This is a genomic window from Nostoc sp. (assembly GCF_036917095.1).
Classification (GTDB): Bacteria; Cyanobacteriota; Cyanobacteriia; order Cyanobacteriales; family Nostocaceae; genus Nostoc.
The window spans coordinates 1-14,200 of the sequence record NZ_JBALFH010000035.1 but is presented as its reverse complement, the minus strand read 5'-3'; the positions used below and the strand labels follow the sequence as shown (position 1 = coordinate 14,200).

Annotated in this window: 14 protein-coding genes; 10 read left to right on the top strand and 4 right to left on the bottom strand. The window is 40.9% G+C overall.

What is annotated here, in order from left to right; translation table 11 throughout:
* Positions 1-46 precede the first annotated feature (46 nt).
* The 3 genes from V7L01_RS18195 to V7L01_RS18185 form a co-directional block, all read right to left on the bottom strand.
* Positions 47-745 (bottom strand): HAD family hydrolase, encoded by a 699-nt coding sequence (locus tag V7L01_RS18195; RefSeq protein WP_335037041.1) that lies wholly within the window; start codon positions 743-745, stop codon positions 47-49.
* Positions 746-754: 9 nt separating this feature from the next.
* Positions 755-1,426, bottom strand: coding sequence for a maleylacetoacetate isomerase (maiA, locus tag V7L01_RS18190; protein ID WP_335037039.1), 672 nt, complete (start codon positions 1,424-1,426; stop codon positions 755-757).
* Between the two features lie 284 nt (positions 1,427-1,710).
* Positions 1,711-2,790: a sulfonate ABC transporter substrate-binding protein gene (locus V7L01_RS18185; protein WP_335037154.1), complete on the bottom strand. Its 1,080-nt coding sequence runs from the start codon at positions 2,788-2,790 to the stop codon at positions 1,711-1,713.
* Between the two features lie 208 nt (positions 2,791-2,998).
* Here V7L01_RS18185 and V7L01_RS18180 point away from each other — a divergent pair, with 208 nt between their 5' ends.
* From V7L01_RS18180 to V7L01_RS18165, 4 genes are all read left to right on the top strand, one after another.
* Positions 2,999-3,688: a class I SAM-dependent methyltransferase gene (locus tag V7L01_RS18180; RefSeq protein ID WP_335037037.1), complete on the top strand. Its 690-nt coding sequence runs from the start codon at positions 2,999-3,001 to the stop codon at positions 3,686-3,688.
* A 639-nt stretch (positions 3,689-4,327) separates the two neighbouring features.
* The gene (locus tag V7L01_RS18175) at positions 4,328-4,687 is read left to right on the top strand and encodes a VOC family protein (protein WP_335037035.1); all 360 of its coding nucleotides are present in this window, start codon (positions 4,328-4,330) and stop codon (positions 4,685-4,687) included.
* A gap of 28 nt (positions 4,688-4,715) precedes the next feature.
* The gene (locus tag V7L01_RS18170) at positions 4,716-5,315 is read left to right on the top strand and encodes an arsinothricin resistance N-acetyltransferase ArsN1 family B (protein ID WP_335037033.1); all 600 of its coding nucleotides are present in this window, start codon (positions 4,716-4,718) and stop codon (positions 5,313-5,315) included.
* A gap of 369 nt (positions 5,316-5,684) precedes the next feature.
* Positions 5,685-6,734 carry an aliphatic sulfonate ABC transporter substrate-binding protein gene (locus tag V7L01_RS18165; RefSeq protein WP_335037031.1) on the top strand — a complete coding sequence of 350 codons (1,050 nt, stop codon included), beginning with the start codon at positions 5,685-5,687 and terminating at the stop codon, positions 6,732-6,734.
* Between the two features lie 182 nt (positions 6,735-6,916).
* On the opposite strand, the gene V7L01_RS18160 is transcribed toward V7L01_RS18165, so the two are convergent.
* Complete coding sequence (locus tag V7L01_RS18160) at positions 6,917-7,870, bottom strand: NAD-dependent epimerase/dehydratase family protein (RefSeq protein ID WP_335037029.1); 954 nt, start codon at positions 7,868-7,870, stop codon at positions 6,917-6,919.
* 430 nt (positions 7,871-8,300) lie between these two features.
* On the opposite strand from V7L01_RS18160, the gene purD reads away from it, so the two are divergent.
* The 6 genes from purD to V7L01_RS18130 all read left to right on the top strand — a co-directional run.
* Entirely contained in the window at positions 8,301-9,602 is a 1,302-nt protein-coding gene (gene purD, locus V7L01_RS18155) for a phosphoribosylamine--glycine ligase (protein WP_335037027.1), read from the top strand.
* Between the two features lie 271 nt (positions 9,603-9,873).
* Positions 9,874-10,116: a hypothetical protein gene (locus V7L01_RS18150; RefSeq protein WP_335037025.1), complete on the top strand. Its 243-nt coding sequence runs from the start codon at positions 9,874-9,876 to the stop codon at positions 10,114-10,116.
* Positions 10,117-10,351: 235 nt separating this feature from the next.
* A complete protein-coding gene (locus tag V7L01_RS18145; protein ID WP_335037023.1) occupies positions 10,352-10,768 on the top strand; it encodes a XisH family protein in 417 nt (138 codons plus the stop codon).
* Positions 10,756-11,100, top strand: a complete 345-nt coding sequence (locus V7L01_RS18140) for a XisI protein (RefSeq protein WP_335037021.1) — start codon at positions 10,756-10,758, stop codon at positions 11,098-11,100. The genes V7L01_RS18145 and V7L01_RS18140 overlap by 13 nt, the downstream gene beginning before the upstream one ends.
* Positions 11,101-11,432: 332 nt before the next feature.
* On the top strand, positions 11,433-13,379 hold the full coding sequence (gene nblS / locus V7L01_RS18135) for a two-component system sensor histidine kinase NblS (protein WP_335037019.1): 1,947 nt from the start codon (positions 11,433-11,435) through the stop codon (positions 13,377-13,379).
* 482 nt (positions 13,380-13,861) lie between these two features.
* A partial coding sequence (locus tag V7L01_RS18130; protein WP_335037017.1) for an FG-GAP repeat domain-containing protein occupies positions 13,862-14,200 on the top strand: 339 nt, incomplete at its 3' end.

The window sequence follows — 14,200 nt, the reverse complement described above, 5'->3', positions numbered from 1 at the left end:
ATTAGACTTTTCAAACAACCTCTTAAGCCATCTGGTACGATTATGTTTAGATTTGCATGTTTTTTACTAATTCTATGATTCCTTGTACATCTTTACAATAAAAACTATAATTTTTTGCGTTTGGTTTTCTTACTAGGATTGCTTTGATTCCTGCGCGTAAAGCTCCCGCAATATCAGCATCATAACTATCGCCAATCATGATACATTCTTTTTTTTCAATATTTAAATCATTTATAACGTAATCATAAAATCTGATATTTGGTTTTTCATAACCAATTTTTCCAGAGCTATATATTCCACTAAAGTAATCTGTAATTCCTAAATTTTCTATAACTTCGTTAATTTCGGGTATATGGTTTGATAAAATTAAATTTTTATAATCGTTATTCAAAGTATATGATAATGTATCTATTACATCATTATATATATGCCATTTACTGATATTTTTGTATTCATTTTGTACTTGTAACGCAAACCTTGTAGCATCGTTTTTACCTATTCCTACTTTCTCATAAACTTCTGCAAAATATTCATTCATATACTCCCACCATGTTTTACCATTCAAAAATATACTATGGGAAGTATCAGGAGAGTGCCAAGTAAAGCCAATCTTCAGAAATGGCTGAATATCCTCTATTTTTATATTTTGGATTCCATGATTTTCTAATATTGAATGTAAAGTTCCGCTCCACATACCCTCACAATAACCTAGTGTATTTTCAAAATCCCATAATAAATATTTCATAAGTTTACTTTAATATTCATCTTCAGGGCTGTATTCAGAAGCATCTGGTTGCAAATGTGGTTGTGCAGCAATAAAGGCTGGATGACATATACATGATTTGTGGATTTTACGAATAGTTGGATATGGGTCTAAAGAGTATTTAAATCGCTCGGCATTATAAACTTGAGGTACGAGGAATACATCTGCGATCGTTGGTTTATCACCATAACAAAAACTGCCGCAAAATCCACTGTTAATCAGAATATCTTCGAGTGCGTTTAAGCCTTCCCCTAGCCAGTGGTGATACCAATTCATTTTCTCTGTATGATTTAAACCTATTGCTGAAGTAAGATACTTACGAACTCTCATAATGCTTAAAGGATGAATATCACAGCCGATTAAAAGTGCAATTTGTCGTGTATAAGCTCGTGCCAAAGTATCTAGTGGTAAAAGTGTCGGTTGGGGATAACGTTCTTCAAGATACTCAACAATAGCTAATGATTGGGTGATAGCAGCTTTACCGTCAATGAGAGTCGGAACTAATTTTTGAGGGTTTATTTTGCGGTACTCTGCTGTAAATTCAGGCTCGCCTTTCCGTAGTTTTGAGACACTTCTATAGAGATAAGGAATTTTTTTAATTTCTAGTGCAATCCTGACTCTGTATGAAGCTGTTGAACGATAATAGCTGTAAAGTTCTAACATGTAGAAACCTTTATCCTATAAACAAATTATTAATGTTTTTGACATTCTTGGCTGTCCATCTGTGAGCCAATGAACGATATTAGCGATGATTACTCAAAGACAATGTTTGTAAAGTATCAGATTGCATTAATCTTGCCCCTAACCCAAGCCGCTTGCTCCACTTGGAGAGAAGTGAGAGCGGCGGCTTCCGAAATCATAAGTTAGGCGATCTATTCTAGTTGGAGGAGACTTTAAGACCTGAGTGTAAAGCCAGTGCTGTTTCATCCAAATTCGTAGTTTTTGAATTACGAATTATTCGCTTTGCCTTGCCAAACAATTTCCTTAACTTTGATTTCTTTCGGGATCAATTTAATTTTGTAGAAGGTATCTGCAACCTCTTGTTGTTTAGCGATCGCTTCATCTGTGAGCGGAAGTACATCATACTCACGCCGCTTTTCTGCTATTTCCAACACAGGAGCATCTATACCCAAAGCAGGGGAAAGAAATTTAGCAACTTCACTAGGATTATTCTTTGCCCAATCACTAACTTTCTTCACTTGTTCGAGAACTATTTTCAAGGCATCTGGCTTGGCATCAACAAAAGATTTGGCAGCCAGATAATAACCACGATTAGAAGCTAAACCCGTCGCGTCAGCTAAAGTGCGTGCGCCTGTTGCTGCTTCTGCTGCGGCTAAGTAAGGGTCCCAAATTGCCCAAGCATCAACGTTTTTTCTCTCAAATACAGCACGAGCATCGGCAGGTGTGAGAGTTACTCGTTGGATGTCACTGTACTGTACCCCTGCCTTTTCCAGCGCTTTCACCAATAGGTAGTTAGCATTAGAACCTTTGGCAAAAGCAATTTTTTTGCCCTTGAGTTCAGCCACACTTTTAATAGGTGAATCCTTTGGCACTAGAATGGCTTCAGCTTTGGGACTCCAGGGATCGTAGGCAACATAAACCAAAGGAACACCAGACGCTTGAGCAAATATAGGTGGTGATTCTCCGGTATAGCCAAAATCAATGCTGCCTGCATTCAATGCTTCTAGGAGTGGAGGCCCTGCCGGAAATTCTGCCCAAGTTACGGAAGATCCTGAAGCTGCAAAGGCTTTCTCTAATTCCCCTCTCGCCTTCAGCGCATAGAGAACAGTTGACGCTTTCTGGTAGCCTATGCGAACTGTGGTACCGCTAGCTGCTGGACTGGGGGCTTGGGTTGCCTGCGGTGTGCCATTGTCGCTTGCGCTTGGAGAACAAGCAGAAACAGCCAAAGTTAAACTAAGTCCCACTGCAAATAGTAGGGAAAAGGTACGGATTCTTTGTTGTTGGAACCTTTGCAAGAAGGCAAAAGCCATAACCAAGAGTCGGGTTGGAAAGAACTTAGTCAACATCATCACTCTGCTTTCAGGGGTAAATTAATATCAAACCTCAGCAAACCTCCGGTACAACTCCGGCAAGTTTATTGATTTACCGTATTATGGAATGATAAAAATATCACATAATTAAAGGTGAAATGCAAGTTTATTCGCTGAATAAAAAATTTTCCCTAAAAGTCATAGCAACGTCAAATCCAAACTCAATGGGATCGGAAAGCACGCGATGACAGATAATATTCTTGAACAACAGATTGAGTACTATCGCGCTAGAGCCAACGAATATGATGAGTGGTTCTATAGGAAAGGACGCTACGATCGCGGTACCCAAAACAACCAACACTGGTTTAATGAAGTAGCTGTTATCAAAAATACATTACACCAAATTGGCGTAGTAGATGATATTTTAGAGTTAGCATGTGGAACCGGTATCTGGACGCAGGAGCTTTTAAATATCGGGAAAAAAATTACTGCGATCGATGCCTCTGAAGAAGTGATTAAAATTAATCGCTCGAAGTTAAATTCACCGAGTGTTGAATATCACCTCACAAATTTATTTACATGGGAACCTGACACTGAATATAATTTAGTTTTCTTTGCCTTTTGGCTCTCTCATGTGCCGCCGAAATTACTCAATTTATTCTTGACAAAAGTCTATCAATCTGTTCGCCTTGGTGGACAAGTATTTATAATTGACTCTCGCTTTGAACCGACATCAACGGCTAAAAATCATATTCTTAAAGACGACGGAAACATATATAAAAGCCGAAAGTTAAATGATGGTCAAGAATTTCAGATTGTCAAAATTTTTTATCAGCCTGATGAACTTCAAGATAAGCTAAAGCAAGTAGGTTTTCATGCTGAGGTGAACGTGACAGATAACTATTTTATCTATGCACATGGAGCGAAGGTTTAAATAATTGGTAATTTCTAATGGGCTACGCCACGCTACGTTTGTGATGCGTCTCGTAGAGAAGACAGTAATTCGTATTGATTTTAAATACATATTATACGCTACTGGTTAAGTATCATCCCGACTTTACGATCGAGACTCTGCGTTCTTACTGTTTCCGTAGTGGCAACCACAGGAGAAGTTCATATCTTAATACGCTTGGCTTAAAGTTCGATCCTCCTAACCGCAGAGGAAACATACCTTTATTTGGAAGTCCCTAATCAAGCCTCTCTTGAAAAACCCAGATTGGCGGAAACCTCCGCTCCAGTTTTTTGCTTAACTCCGACTTCTCTGTGTGCCAACCTTTGCGTTTCAGTTTTAATGCTCAATTCGCCACGGTTTTACGCAAAGTTGTATTAAGTACTGATGCTGCATCATGTATATATATTAGTGATAGCGATACAGATGACTTATGTGGGGCTAAAGGAGTAGAAATGAAATGTATTTTCATTGATAGCGAACAACGTTATCTAGAGCTAAGTGAACAGAGAGTTGAAGACCTTTTTTAAATTGAAGATAGACTATTTTTTGAGCAATCTTAGTTAACTAAGATTGCCGAGTAAGCAGAATAAAATACACTAGCTGCCTAATAGACAGTTTGCAATGCAAATTATTAAAGTACTAACCAGAGTTTATCTGAATCCGGTAGACTTGGATGAAGCGATCGCTTTCTATGAAAATCTCTTTACAGAAAAATGTTGGTTGTGGTTTCAATATTCCGAGGCTGAGTTGGAACTCGCAGGTGTGGGTTCTATTCTTTTAATTGCTGGTTCGGCTGAAGCCCTTTCTCCATTCAAAACTACACACGCAACATTCCTCGTTGACTCACTCAATGATTTTAAAGAAGCACTTATTCAGCAGGGTGCAGTGATTCTGGCAGAACCTAACAAAGTTCCCACTGGAGCTAATATGCGAGCGATGCATCCTGATGGAACAATTATTGAGTATGTTGAGTTTGCATAATTAATTTTTAGCCCAAAAAGGATCTGCTGTGAAGGCTGCAATCAGACTAGCTAATAAAAGTGATGCCTTAAAAATGCTGGCAATTTATGCGCCAATTGTCAGGGAAACTTCAATTTCTTTTGAGATAGAGCCTCCCAGCAAAACGGAATTTCAGCAGCGCATCCAGAATTATCAGCAGCAGATGCCTTGGCTAGTGTGTGAAATTAACGGTGAGCTTCTAGGCTATGCCTATGCTACTCCCTACCGGACTCGTGCCGCTTACCAATGGTCTGTGGAATCATCTGTGTACGTCAATGTTGAGTATCACAGAAAAGGAGTAGCTAAAGCTTTGTACACTTCCCTTTTTGGGTTGCTGCAACTCCAAGGATATTACAACGTTTTTGCTGCGATCGCTTTACCTAATCCAGCAAGTGTCGCTGTGCATGAGGCTGTCGGTTTTTCGCCTGTAGGTGTATTTCGCAGAGTTGGGTATAAATTTAGCCAGTGGCATGATGTCGGTTGGTGGCAACTATCTCTGCAACAAGAGCTACCCCTACCTGTAAATTCACCTCTTTCTTTACTAGAAGCTCAAAAATCGGCTCTGTGGAATCAAGCTTTAGAAAGTGGACTCTTGCTACTTCGCCTTTAACTTTGGTGCTGCCATTAACTACTTAACATTTGTATATAATTTTCCATACATTTATCTGCAATAGGACATTCTGATAGTTCAGTTCTGTATACCAGCCATAGACAGAAAATTTGTCTTAGAAACGTGGCTGTATTTGCTGCTTGATTCTTACAGAAGTCTATGATACTATCCGTGCAACTACTAAATACGGTAAATTGGTCGAATTACAGTAGATTAAAATTGGTTCGGGATTATGCGCTATTTGCAAGGCTCCTTAATTAAATTTCTCAGCGACAACTTTTATTCCACTTTCCAGCTAACTGCAAGTAGTACAAAGGGCATACATTCAGTATTAAATAAACGAAAACATTAAATAATTACTATTGCATTATGGTAGAAATATCGAGCAAATCTCGCTTCAAGCTATTCAATTACTTTCTACTATTCTTAGTAGGTGGAGTGTTCGCCTTATCTACGACTTTAGTCAGTTGTAAAGCACCAAGTACACCAGAGCAAGCCGCTAACGCCTCTAATAGCACTAAGACAAAGGTCTTACACATGGGCTATATGACAGCTGGAGACTTACTCAAGATTAAAGGACTGTTAGAAAAACGTTTAACTCCACTGGGTATTTCTGTAGAGTGGTCAAAATTTGCAGCTGGGCCGCAACTTCTAGAAGCGATGAATGTGGGAAGTGTAGATTTTGGCTTCGTCGGTGAAACTCCACCCATCTTTGCTCAAGCGTCTGGTGTTCCTTTCGTTTATATTGCTAGCAGCAAACCTGGGACTGGTGAAGAAACTGCTGTTGTAGTCGATAAAGACTCTCCAATCAAGACAATAGCTGACCTCAAAGGCAAAGGACTCGCCTTTCAAAGAGCTACTGCACAGCAGTATTTCGTTCTGAAGGTTTTGGAAGAAGCAGGACTGAAACTTAGCGATATTAAACACATTAACCTGACGCCATTAGAAACTCGTGCCGCATTTGAACGTAAGAGTGTTGATGCAGCTGTAATTGGCGATCCCCATCTTGCCCTATTTCAGAAAACTGGCAGGGTTCGTATTATCCGCAATGGTAAGGGAATTACGACCCAAGGAGGCTACTGGTTAGGCTCGCGCAATTTCGTCAAAGATAATCCTGATGTAGTAAAAATCATTTTGGAAGAAGTCAACAACATCGGCAAATGGGCTGAAGCTAACCCCCATCAAGTAGCTGAACTGATTTCGCCTGAAGCAAAAATTGATGTTCCAACACTAGAAATAGTATCAAAGCGCAGGCGTTACACATTAAGACCTCTTAGCGAAAAAGTTTTGTCAGGACAGCAGAAGATTGCTGATTTGTTCTATCAGCAAAAATTCATCACTAAGAAAATTAATGTTAAGGAAGCGGCACTTTCCTCTGAACAATATACTGCCTTGACCCCACCAGAAATCAAGCCTTAACTTTGGAGTGATGTTATTAACCCTTCATACATCATACAAATGAAGGGTTTTGAAACCTAAACTTTCAGTTAGGGAACTCCAAAAAATAAATTATCCAATTTTTGGAATCAAAACGACTTTTCCTCCCCCAGCTAAGTGCCCTCTGCCCTAAAAGCGATGGGATATTTTTTTTTGGAAGTCCCTTACCCTGAATACAAAGACTGAATCCACTGCCATTCCTGTGTCAAACCCTCTATCAGGGAGACTTGTGGCTGATATCCGAGAATTCTTTGCGCTTTAGATACATCAGCAGCGGTGTGACGGGCGTCTCCCATCGCTTTTTCTATGTGGTTTCTTTTGATTGATTTCCCAACGATTTCTTCAATCCTATCCAAGACTTCTGCTAAAACTACCCTGCTACCACCACCGATATTAAAGATTTCTCCCACTGCTTGGGGTGAGGTGGCGGCGGCTAAATTGGCGGCGATGATATCACTAACAAACGTAAACTCCCGCGTTTGCTGCCCATCGCCGTAAATAGGAATTGCTTCATCCTGCAAAATCGATTTAAAGAACTTATGAAATGCCATATCTGGGCGCTGTTTGGGGCCATAAACGCTGAAATAGCGCAATGAAACATATGGCACGCCAAAGTTTTTGTGATACAGTTCACACAAAAACTCCGCTGCTAGCTTCGTAATGCCGTAAGGAGAAACCGGTTGAGGACAAATTCCCTCGTGAGTAGGTAATGTTTCGGCATCACCATATACACTCGATGAAGAGGCAAACACTAGCCTTTTCAGGTGTTTAGCATCTTTGGCTGCTTCTAGCAAAACTTGTGTAGCATTAACATTTCGTTCTGTGTAACCTCGAAAAGCTTTACCCCAACTTGCTCTTACACCTGCTTGTGCCGCTTGATGGTAAACTACATCAACATCTTTTAGGAGTTTCTGCCAATCTAAAAACTGGATATCTCCTTCAATTAGTGTAAAGCTAGGTGACCGATGTAAGTGTACAACATTTTTACGCTTTAACTCAGGATCGTAGTAATCATTGAATTCATCAATCCCGATCACTTCTTCTCCTTGTTGCAGCAATGTTTCTGCAAGATGTGAACCAATAAAGCCGGCGGCTCCAGTAACGATAGTTTTAGCCATGTTGCCTATTTTTTGATATCCTTATTAATCTCTATATTCACAGGTTAAGACTGGTCTTGGCTGAGATTCCCAACTTCTTAGATAAGTTGCCAATCTTGTTTTTTACGAGTATTTTAGGCTTAATATATTCAAAACACTTTAGTATATTTATTTGCTAATTGCTAATAATAACATTGTTAAATGTACATAATTTGCAAAATTGAAGTTTAAGAATAAATACAGTTTTAATTCAATAGCTAAAGAAGACGAGCAGATCGGAGAAATTAAAGTTAGACATAGGTAAGAGAGTAACTTTCTTACCTATGTATATTGATTTATGACTATATACTTAATCATAAGGTTCTTGCATAAGTGTGAGAATTGATGAAAAAATTGATCCGCGAGAGATGCGAAGGCATTCTCGTTTCGCAAGAAACGCACGAGGAAATCTGTGAAAGTTTTAGTTGTAGGTAATGGAGGGCGCGAACACGCTCTGGCATGGAAACTGTTGCAATCTAAGCAAATTGAGCAAGTTATCTGTGTACCAGGGAATGGGGGCACAGCAAGTATGGAACGTTGCCAGAACTTGCCTTTGGCTGTAGATGATTTTGAGGGCATGAGCCGATATGCTCTCTTAAATGGCATAACTCTGGTAATAGTTGGGCCAGAAGTCCCCTTGGCGAAGGGAATTACAGATTACCTCCAAGACAAAGGATTAATGGTATTTGGCCCAGTCAGAGCTGGAGCGCAAATTGAAGCGAGTAAAGCTTGGGCAAAAGCCCTGATGCAAGAAGCAGGGATTCCGACGGCACGGGCTGCGGTATTTACGGAGGCAGCAGCAGCAAAATCCTATGTGAGAGCTACGGGAGCGCCAATTGTCGTCAAAGCTGATGGCTTGGCGGCTGGTAAGGGTGTAATAGTGGCTGAAACAGTTGCACAGGCAGAAAGTGCCGTTGATGCGATTTTTCAGGGACAATTTGGCAGTGCTGGTGAATTTGTCGTCATTGAAGAATGTTTAATTGGGCAAGAGGTGTCAGTTTTAGCGTTAACGGATGGGTTAACAATTAGACCCTTGCTGCCTGCTCAAGACCATAAGCGGATTGGTGACGGCGATACGGGAGAAAATACTGGTGGGATGGGAGCCTATGCCCCAGCACCGATTGCTACACCAGAGTTGATGGCACGCATCCAAACAGAAGTCTTAGAAAGAGCGATCGCAACCTTACGAGCTAAAGGCATTGATTACCGAGGCGTGCTGTATGCTGGATTAATGATTGCACCCGATGGTGACTTGAAGGTTTTGGAATTTAACTGTCGCTTTGGCGATCCAGAAACCCAGGTGGTTTTGCCACTGTTAGAAACACCCCTAGAAAATTTGATTCTAGCCTGTGTCCAGCAGCGATTAAGTGAATTGCCGCCCATTGCTTGGAAAGGGGGAGCATCTGCCACTGTCGTTGCAGCTTCAGGTGGTTATCCAGGAGAATATCAGAAAGGCCAGGTCATTACTGGCATTGATGAGGCAGAGGCAACGGGAGCAACTGTATTTCATGCAGGTACAAAGTTGAATCAGCAACAAGAAGTAGTGACAGATGGAGGTCGAGTATTAAATGTGACTGGAATCGGAGAAAATTTTGAGCAAGCGATCGCCCAAGCCTACGCAGGTATCAAATATATTCAGTTTGAGGGCATATATTACCGTAGAGATATCGGTCATAGAGTAGCGAGTGCGAAGCAAGAGGGGAAAACCCCATAAGCGATCACCTGATGTTTGTAGTTGATCTGCGGGTGATTCTTGCGTTATGAAACTCTGTTGTCTGCCAATACGTTAACAATAGGGTACACCGCATGGAGAATTCCGCACATTTAACAGGTATAGGGTAGCTAACGATGCCTAGATTGAACTATGTTTAGGCATCGTAGACATAAATGATAATGCTTATACGACAAGCTACTCGACAAATATTATACTAAGATGATAAAGCGTTAGGTCAAATCTTCTAAAGTAATACTGTTAAAGGCAAGATATGCCAGGAAAAGAAATCCCTGATAGTGCTATTGAGTTGGTTGCTAAACATATCAACACAAGAAGCAACAAAAGTTATGGTATTCCTGTGATTGGGCATGAGGAGAATATAGAAACTCCTCAAATATTTGAAATCATTCCGTTTGATCAAGAGGATATTATCGTTGCACCCTGGCTGAGAATTGGCAGGAGTATCTGCTGGGAGATACAAGTCAGGTGGTATGGAAAGATTTTACTGAAATAGATTTAGTAAGCTACTGGCATGAAAAATGGGTCACTCCTAGACTGGATACTTTGCAAACTAATTTGGAGTTAGATCTTGATTTGTAAATTTTTCTAAAGCTTGTGCGTTAAGATACCTGCAATCTCTTTAAAAGTCAATTTAATGTTTAAGACATCCAATGCAAATGCAGTCTGATGCTGATTTAAAGGCTGGCACTCATTTCCATTAGCCAACGAGGCTGACCTATACTTAAGCTATGCCCAAGTTAGACATTATCCATAACGCGGTAAAAAACGCACTGATGAAGGACGGCTGGGCGATTACAGACGATCCCTACGTAATTCAGTATCGAAGAACAACCTTATACGCTGATCTCGGTGCTGAACGCCCCATTGCGGCTGAACGAGATGGGCAAAAACTTGTTGTTGAAGTCAAAAGCTTTATTGGTGCATCGAAGATACAAGATTTGAAAGAAGCTCTCGGTCAGTATGATATCTACCGTTATCTTTTAGAGGAAACAGCACCAGACCGTAAACTTTACCTTGCTGTTGGTGCGATCGCTTATAAAAGCTTTTTCAACCAAGATGTGATTCAACTCATCCTCCACAAACATCAACTTCCGCTGATTGTCGTCGATACAGAGACAGAGGAGATCGCACAATGGATAAATTAACTGAGTACCCTAAAATAATCAAGCTTATTCTGACAGAGTATGTAGAACTATGTAACCGTCGTCCTCATCGAGACATCGAAACATTCTTAATTATGGATGAGCCAAAAGGTCACTATATTTGGATGAACCTTGGTTGGCAAAATGGCGAACGCATTACTGGTATAACCGTCTACGTTCGGATTCGAGATGGCAAATTCTGGATCGAGGAAGATTGGACTGAAAATGGGATTGCAACCGATCTAGTTAGTGCAGGTGTTCCCAAGGAAGATATAATTTTGGCATTTCATGAGCCGAAGATGCGGCAGTACACAGATTTTGCAGTAGCATTGTAGCCGTGGCACGGCGGTTTGAATCTCTTAGTGCTGAGTTAAAGTTTACTCACTGCTAACCTGAGCCGGATAACTAGCTCAAAATCACCCCAAGTTAGATTTTTGTTAGACTGCTCATCTGTGCGTAACCAATACAAAAATGGGGTTTAACGCCTTAATCCTTAACTGGATATCTACTGTTATGGCTGAAATGAGGTAAATTCGTTAAGACCACCTTAATAAAGATGCCTTCTACACTGCCTCATTCCCCATGCTCCTAACATGTTTGTCAAATTAACTGTTAATTTTTTAGTTGTTGGGCTTTATAACAAAGACTACTAACAACTTTATTTAAGATGCTAAGTCTGTTAAAAACAATTCGACATGCGATCGCTAGTTGGTGGTCGGAGTTCACACTCCAGACTAAACTGCTGGCTGTGGCCACAATGGTAGTTTCATTGGTGATGAGTGGTCTGACCTTCTGGGCTGTAAATACAATTCAGCAAGATGCGCGGATGAATGACACCCGCTTCGGCCGTGACTTGGGGCTGCTACTTGCTGCCAACGTTGCCCCCTTAGTCGCTGACAATAATCTGACTGAGGTTGCTCAATTTTCTCAACGCTTCTACAGCAGCACCTCTAGTGTGCGTTATATGCTTTACGCTGACGAAAACGGGGAAATCTTTTTTGGCATTCCTTTTTGGGAAGCGGAGGTAGAAAACTCCCTCACCATTAAACGGCGGATACAACTGCCAGAAGATTACCCTGGTGATGGGGAAAAGCCGATGGTGCGGCAACACATGACCCCAGATGGAACAGTCACCGATGTATTTATTCCCTTGATCGTCAATAAAAAATACTTAGGTGTATTAGCGATCGGTATCAACCCCAATCAGACCGCTGTCATTTCCACCAATTTTACCCGTGATGTCACCATCGCCGTTTTTATCACAATTTGGGTAATGGTGATTTTGGCAGGAGTAATTAACGCCTTGACCATCACTAAGCCGATTAAAGAACTCCTGGTGGGGGTAAAGCAAATTGCTACCGGAAATTTCAAGCAGCGCATTAATTTACCTTTAGGGGGCGAACTGGGGGAGTTAATTTTAAGCTTTAATGAAATGGCAGAGCGATTAGAGCGCTATGAAGAACAGAATATTGAGGAACTGACCGCAGAAAAAGCCAAGCTAGAAACCCTAGTTTCGACGATCGCAGATGGTGCAGTGTTGATTGATAACAACATGCAGGTAATTTTAGTCAACCCCACAGCAGAGCGAATTTTTGGCTGGGAAGCAGCTGATGTGGTAGGGTGCAATGTGTTACATCACTTGCCCTCAGCCGTACAAATGGAAATCACCCGTCCCTTGTACGAAATGGCAGCAGGCGAGTGCGAAAGCGCCGAATTCCGGATTTTTATTAACCAACCCACCCCGCGGACGATTCGCATTCTTTTGACAACAGTACTCAACTCGCAAAGAGAAAGCATCAAAGGTATTGCGATTACTGTCCAAGATATTACCCGCGAGGTCGAGTTAAACGAGGCAAAAAGTCAATTTATCAGCAACGTTTCTCACGAACTGCGAACGCCTCTATTCAATATCAAAACCTATATTGAAACTCTGCACGACTACGGCGAAGACTTAGCTTTACAAGAACGGCAAGAGTTTCTGCAAACAGTCAACCATGAAACCGATCGCTTAACCCGCCTAGTTAACGATGTTTTGGATTTGTCAAAACTCGAATCTGGTCGCAACTACAGCTTCGATGGCGTAGATTTAGCCCAAGCGATCGAGCAAACACTGCGTACTTACCAACTCAATGCCAAAGATAAAGCTGTTGAACTTGTTCAAGAAGTTGCTCCTAATTTGCCTCTGGTAATGGGTAATTACGATCTGTTAGTACAAGTGTTTGGCAACCTGATTGGTAATGCCCTCAAATTCACCAAAGCCGGTGGTAAAGTGGCAATCCGCGCCTACCAACTAGATTTCAAACCCAGTCACACCCTATCTCCTCCAGTGCGGATTGAAATTTCCGATACTGGAATTGGCATTGCCACAGAAGATCAACACTCAATTTTTGAACGCTTCTTCCGCGTAGAAAATCGAGTTCACACCCTAGAAGGCACGGGTTTAGGTTTATCGATTGTCAGAAATATCATCGACAGACATCGTAGTAAAGTCCATCTAGTGAGTGAAGTCGGGATTGGCACGACTTTTTGGTTCGACTTAGCCGCCTTTGAGGAAAAAGCGTTACCAATACAAGTTGAACCGATTGCGGAAGCATCCAAAATCACCAAAGTTTGAAGTCTATCCATTACCCACATCTTTCCTTACAATCTTATAACCCTTATTTTGTAAGCAGCTTGGACACTGAGGTGTCAGGCATATTTGACAAATTGGCTCTTAATCGCCTCGGTAAAATTAGGTTTTTATTGAGTATTAAGGACGAGCGAATAAGGGTTATAAAAAACCTGAGTGAATACTCTCTCTCGCAAATGTTGAGAAAGATCCGGGTGATGGATCGGTGCAAACGCATCTTATTTCCTAATAAAAACTAATAAGTATCTATCTCCAATTAAGAATTATTAAAAACTCTAAGAAACATCAACTAACCATGTATTATAAAGTTGCTAATTGAAAATGAGTAAGTCTACAAAGACAAACACAATAAAAATAAAGGTTAAAGCAGGGAATTTGATACTAAGGGTATAGATATAGATTCGGGTGTACCCAGGTAATTCCAGCCTCAAACAAGATATTTAAACAGTACACAGGGGAATACTTCCATGAAAGTTGGTTATAGATTATTAATGATGGCTTTAACTGTCCCGTTCTTAATTGGGATATCAAATTTTAAAACAAAAGCTCAAACTACTACTCAACAATGGGGGACAGCTGGTGATATTCCAGCCCCTGGCGATTATGATGCTGATGGGAGAAATGATTTTGCTGTCTGGCGACCCAATAATGGTACTTGGTATGTAATTCAAAGCTCTACAGGTCAAATTACTACTCAACAATGGGGGACATCTGGTGATATTCCAGCCCCTGGCGATTATGATGCTGATGGGAGAAATGATTTTGCTGTCTGGCGACCCAATAATGGTACTTGGTATGTAATTCAA

Excerpts from the sequence above, each read along its gene's own strand:
- nblS (WP_335037019.1), top strand. The coding sequence starts at position 11,433 with ATGCTAAGTCTGTTAAAAACAATTCGACATGCGATCGCTAGTTGGTGG.
- V7L01_RS18145 (WP_335037023.1), top strand. The coding sequence starts at position 10,352 with ATGCCCAAGTTAGACATTATCCATAACGCGGTAAAAAACGCACTGATG.
- V7L01_RS18175 (WP_335037035.1), top strand. The coding sequence starts at position 4,328 with ATGCAAATTATTAAAGTACTAACCAGAGTTTATCTGAATCCGGTAGAC.
- V7L01_RS18140 (WP_335037021.1), top strand. The coding sequence starts at position 10,756 with ATGGATAAATTAACTGAGTACCCTAAAATAATCAAGCTTATTCTGACA.
- maiA (WP_335037039.1), bottom strand. The coding sequence starts at position 1,426 with ATGTTAGAACTTTACAGCTATTATCGTTCAACAGCTTCATACAGAGTC.
- V7L01_RS18185 (WP_335037154.1), bottom strand. The coding sequence starts at position 2,790 with ATGTTGACTAAGTTCTTTCCAACCCGACTCTTGGTTATGGCTTTTGCC.
- V7L01_RS18195 (WP_335037041.1), bottom strand. The coding sequence starts at position 745 with ATGAAATATTTATTATGGGATTTTGAAAATACACTAGGTTATTGTGAG.
- V7L01_RS18180 (WP_335037037.1), top strand. The coding sequence starts at position 2,999 with ATGACAGATAATATTCTTGAACAACAGATTGAGTACTATCGCGCTAGA.
- V7L01_RS18165 (WP_335037031.1), top strand. The coding sequence starts at position 5,685 with ATGGTAGAAATATCGAGCAAATCTCGCTTCAAGCTATTCAATTACTTT.
- V7L01_RS18160 (WP_335037029.1), bottom strand. The coding sequence starts at position 7,870 with ATGGCTAAAACTATCGTTACTGGAGCCGCCGGCTTTATTGGTTCACAT.
- V7L01_RS18150 (WP_335037025.1), top strand. The coding sequence starts at position 9,874 with ATGCCAGGAAAAGAAATCCCTGATAGTGCTATTGAGTTGGTTGCTAAA.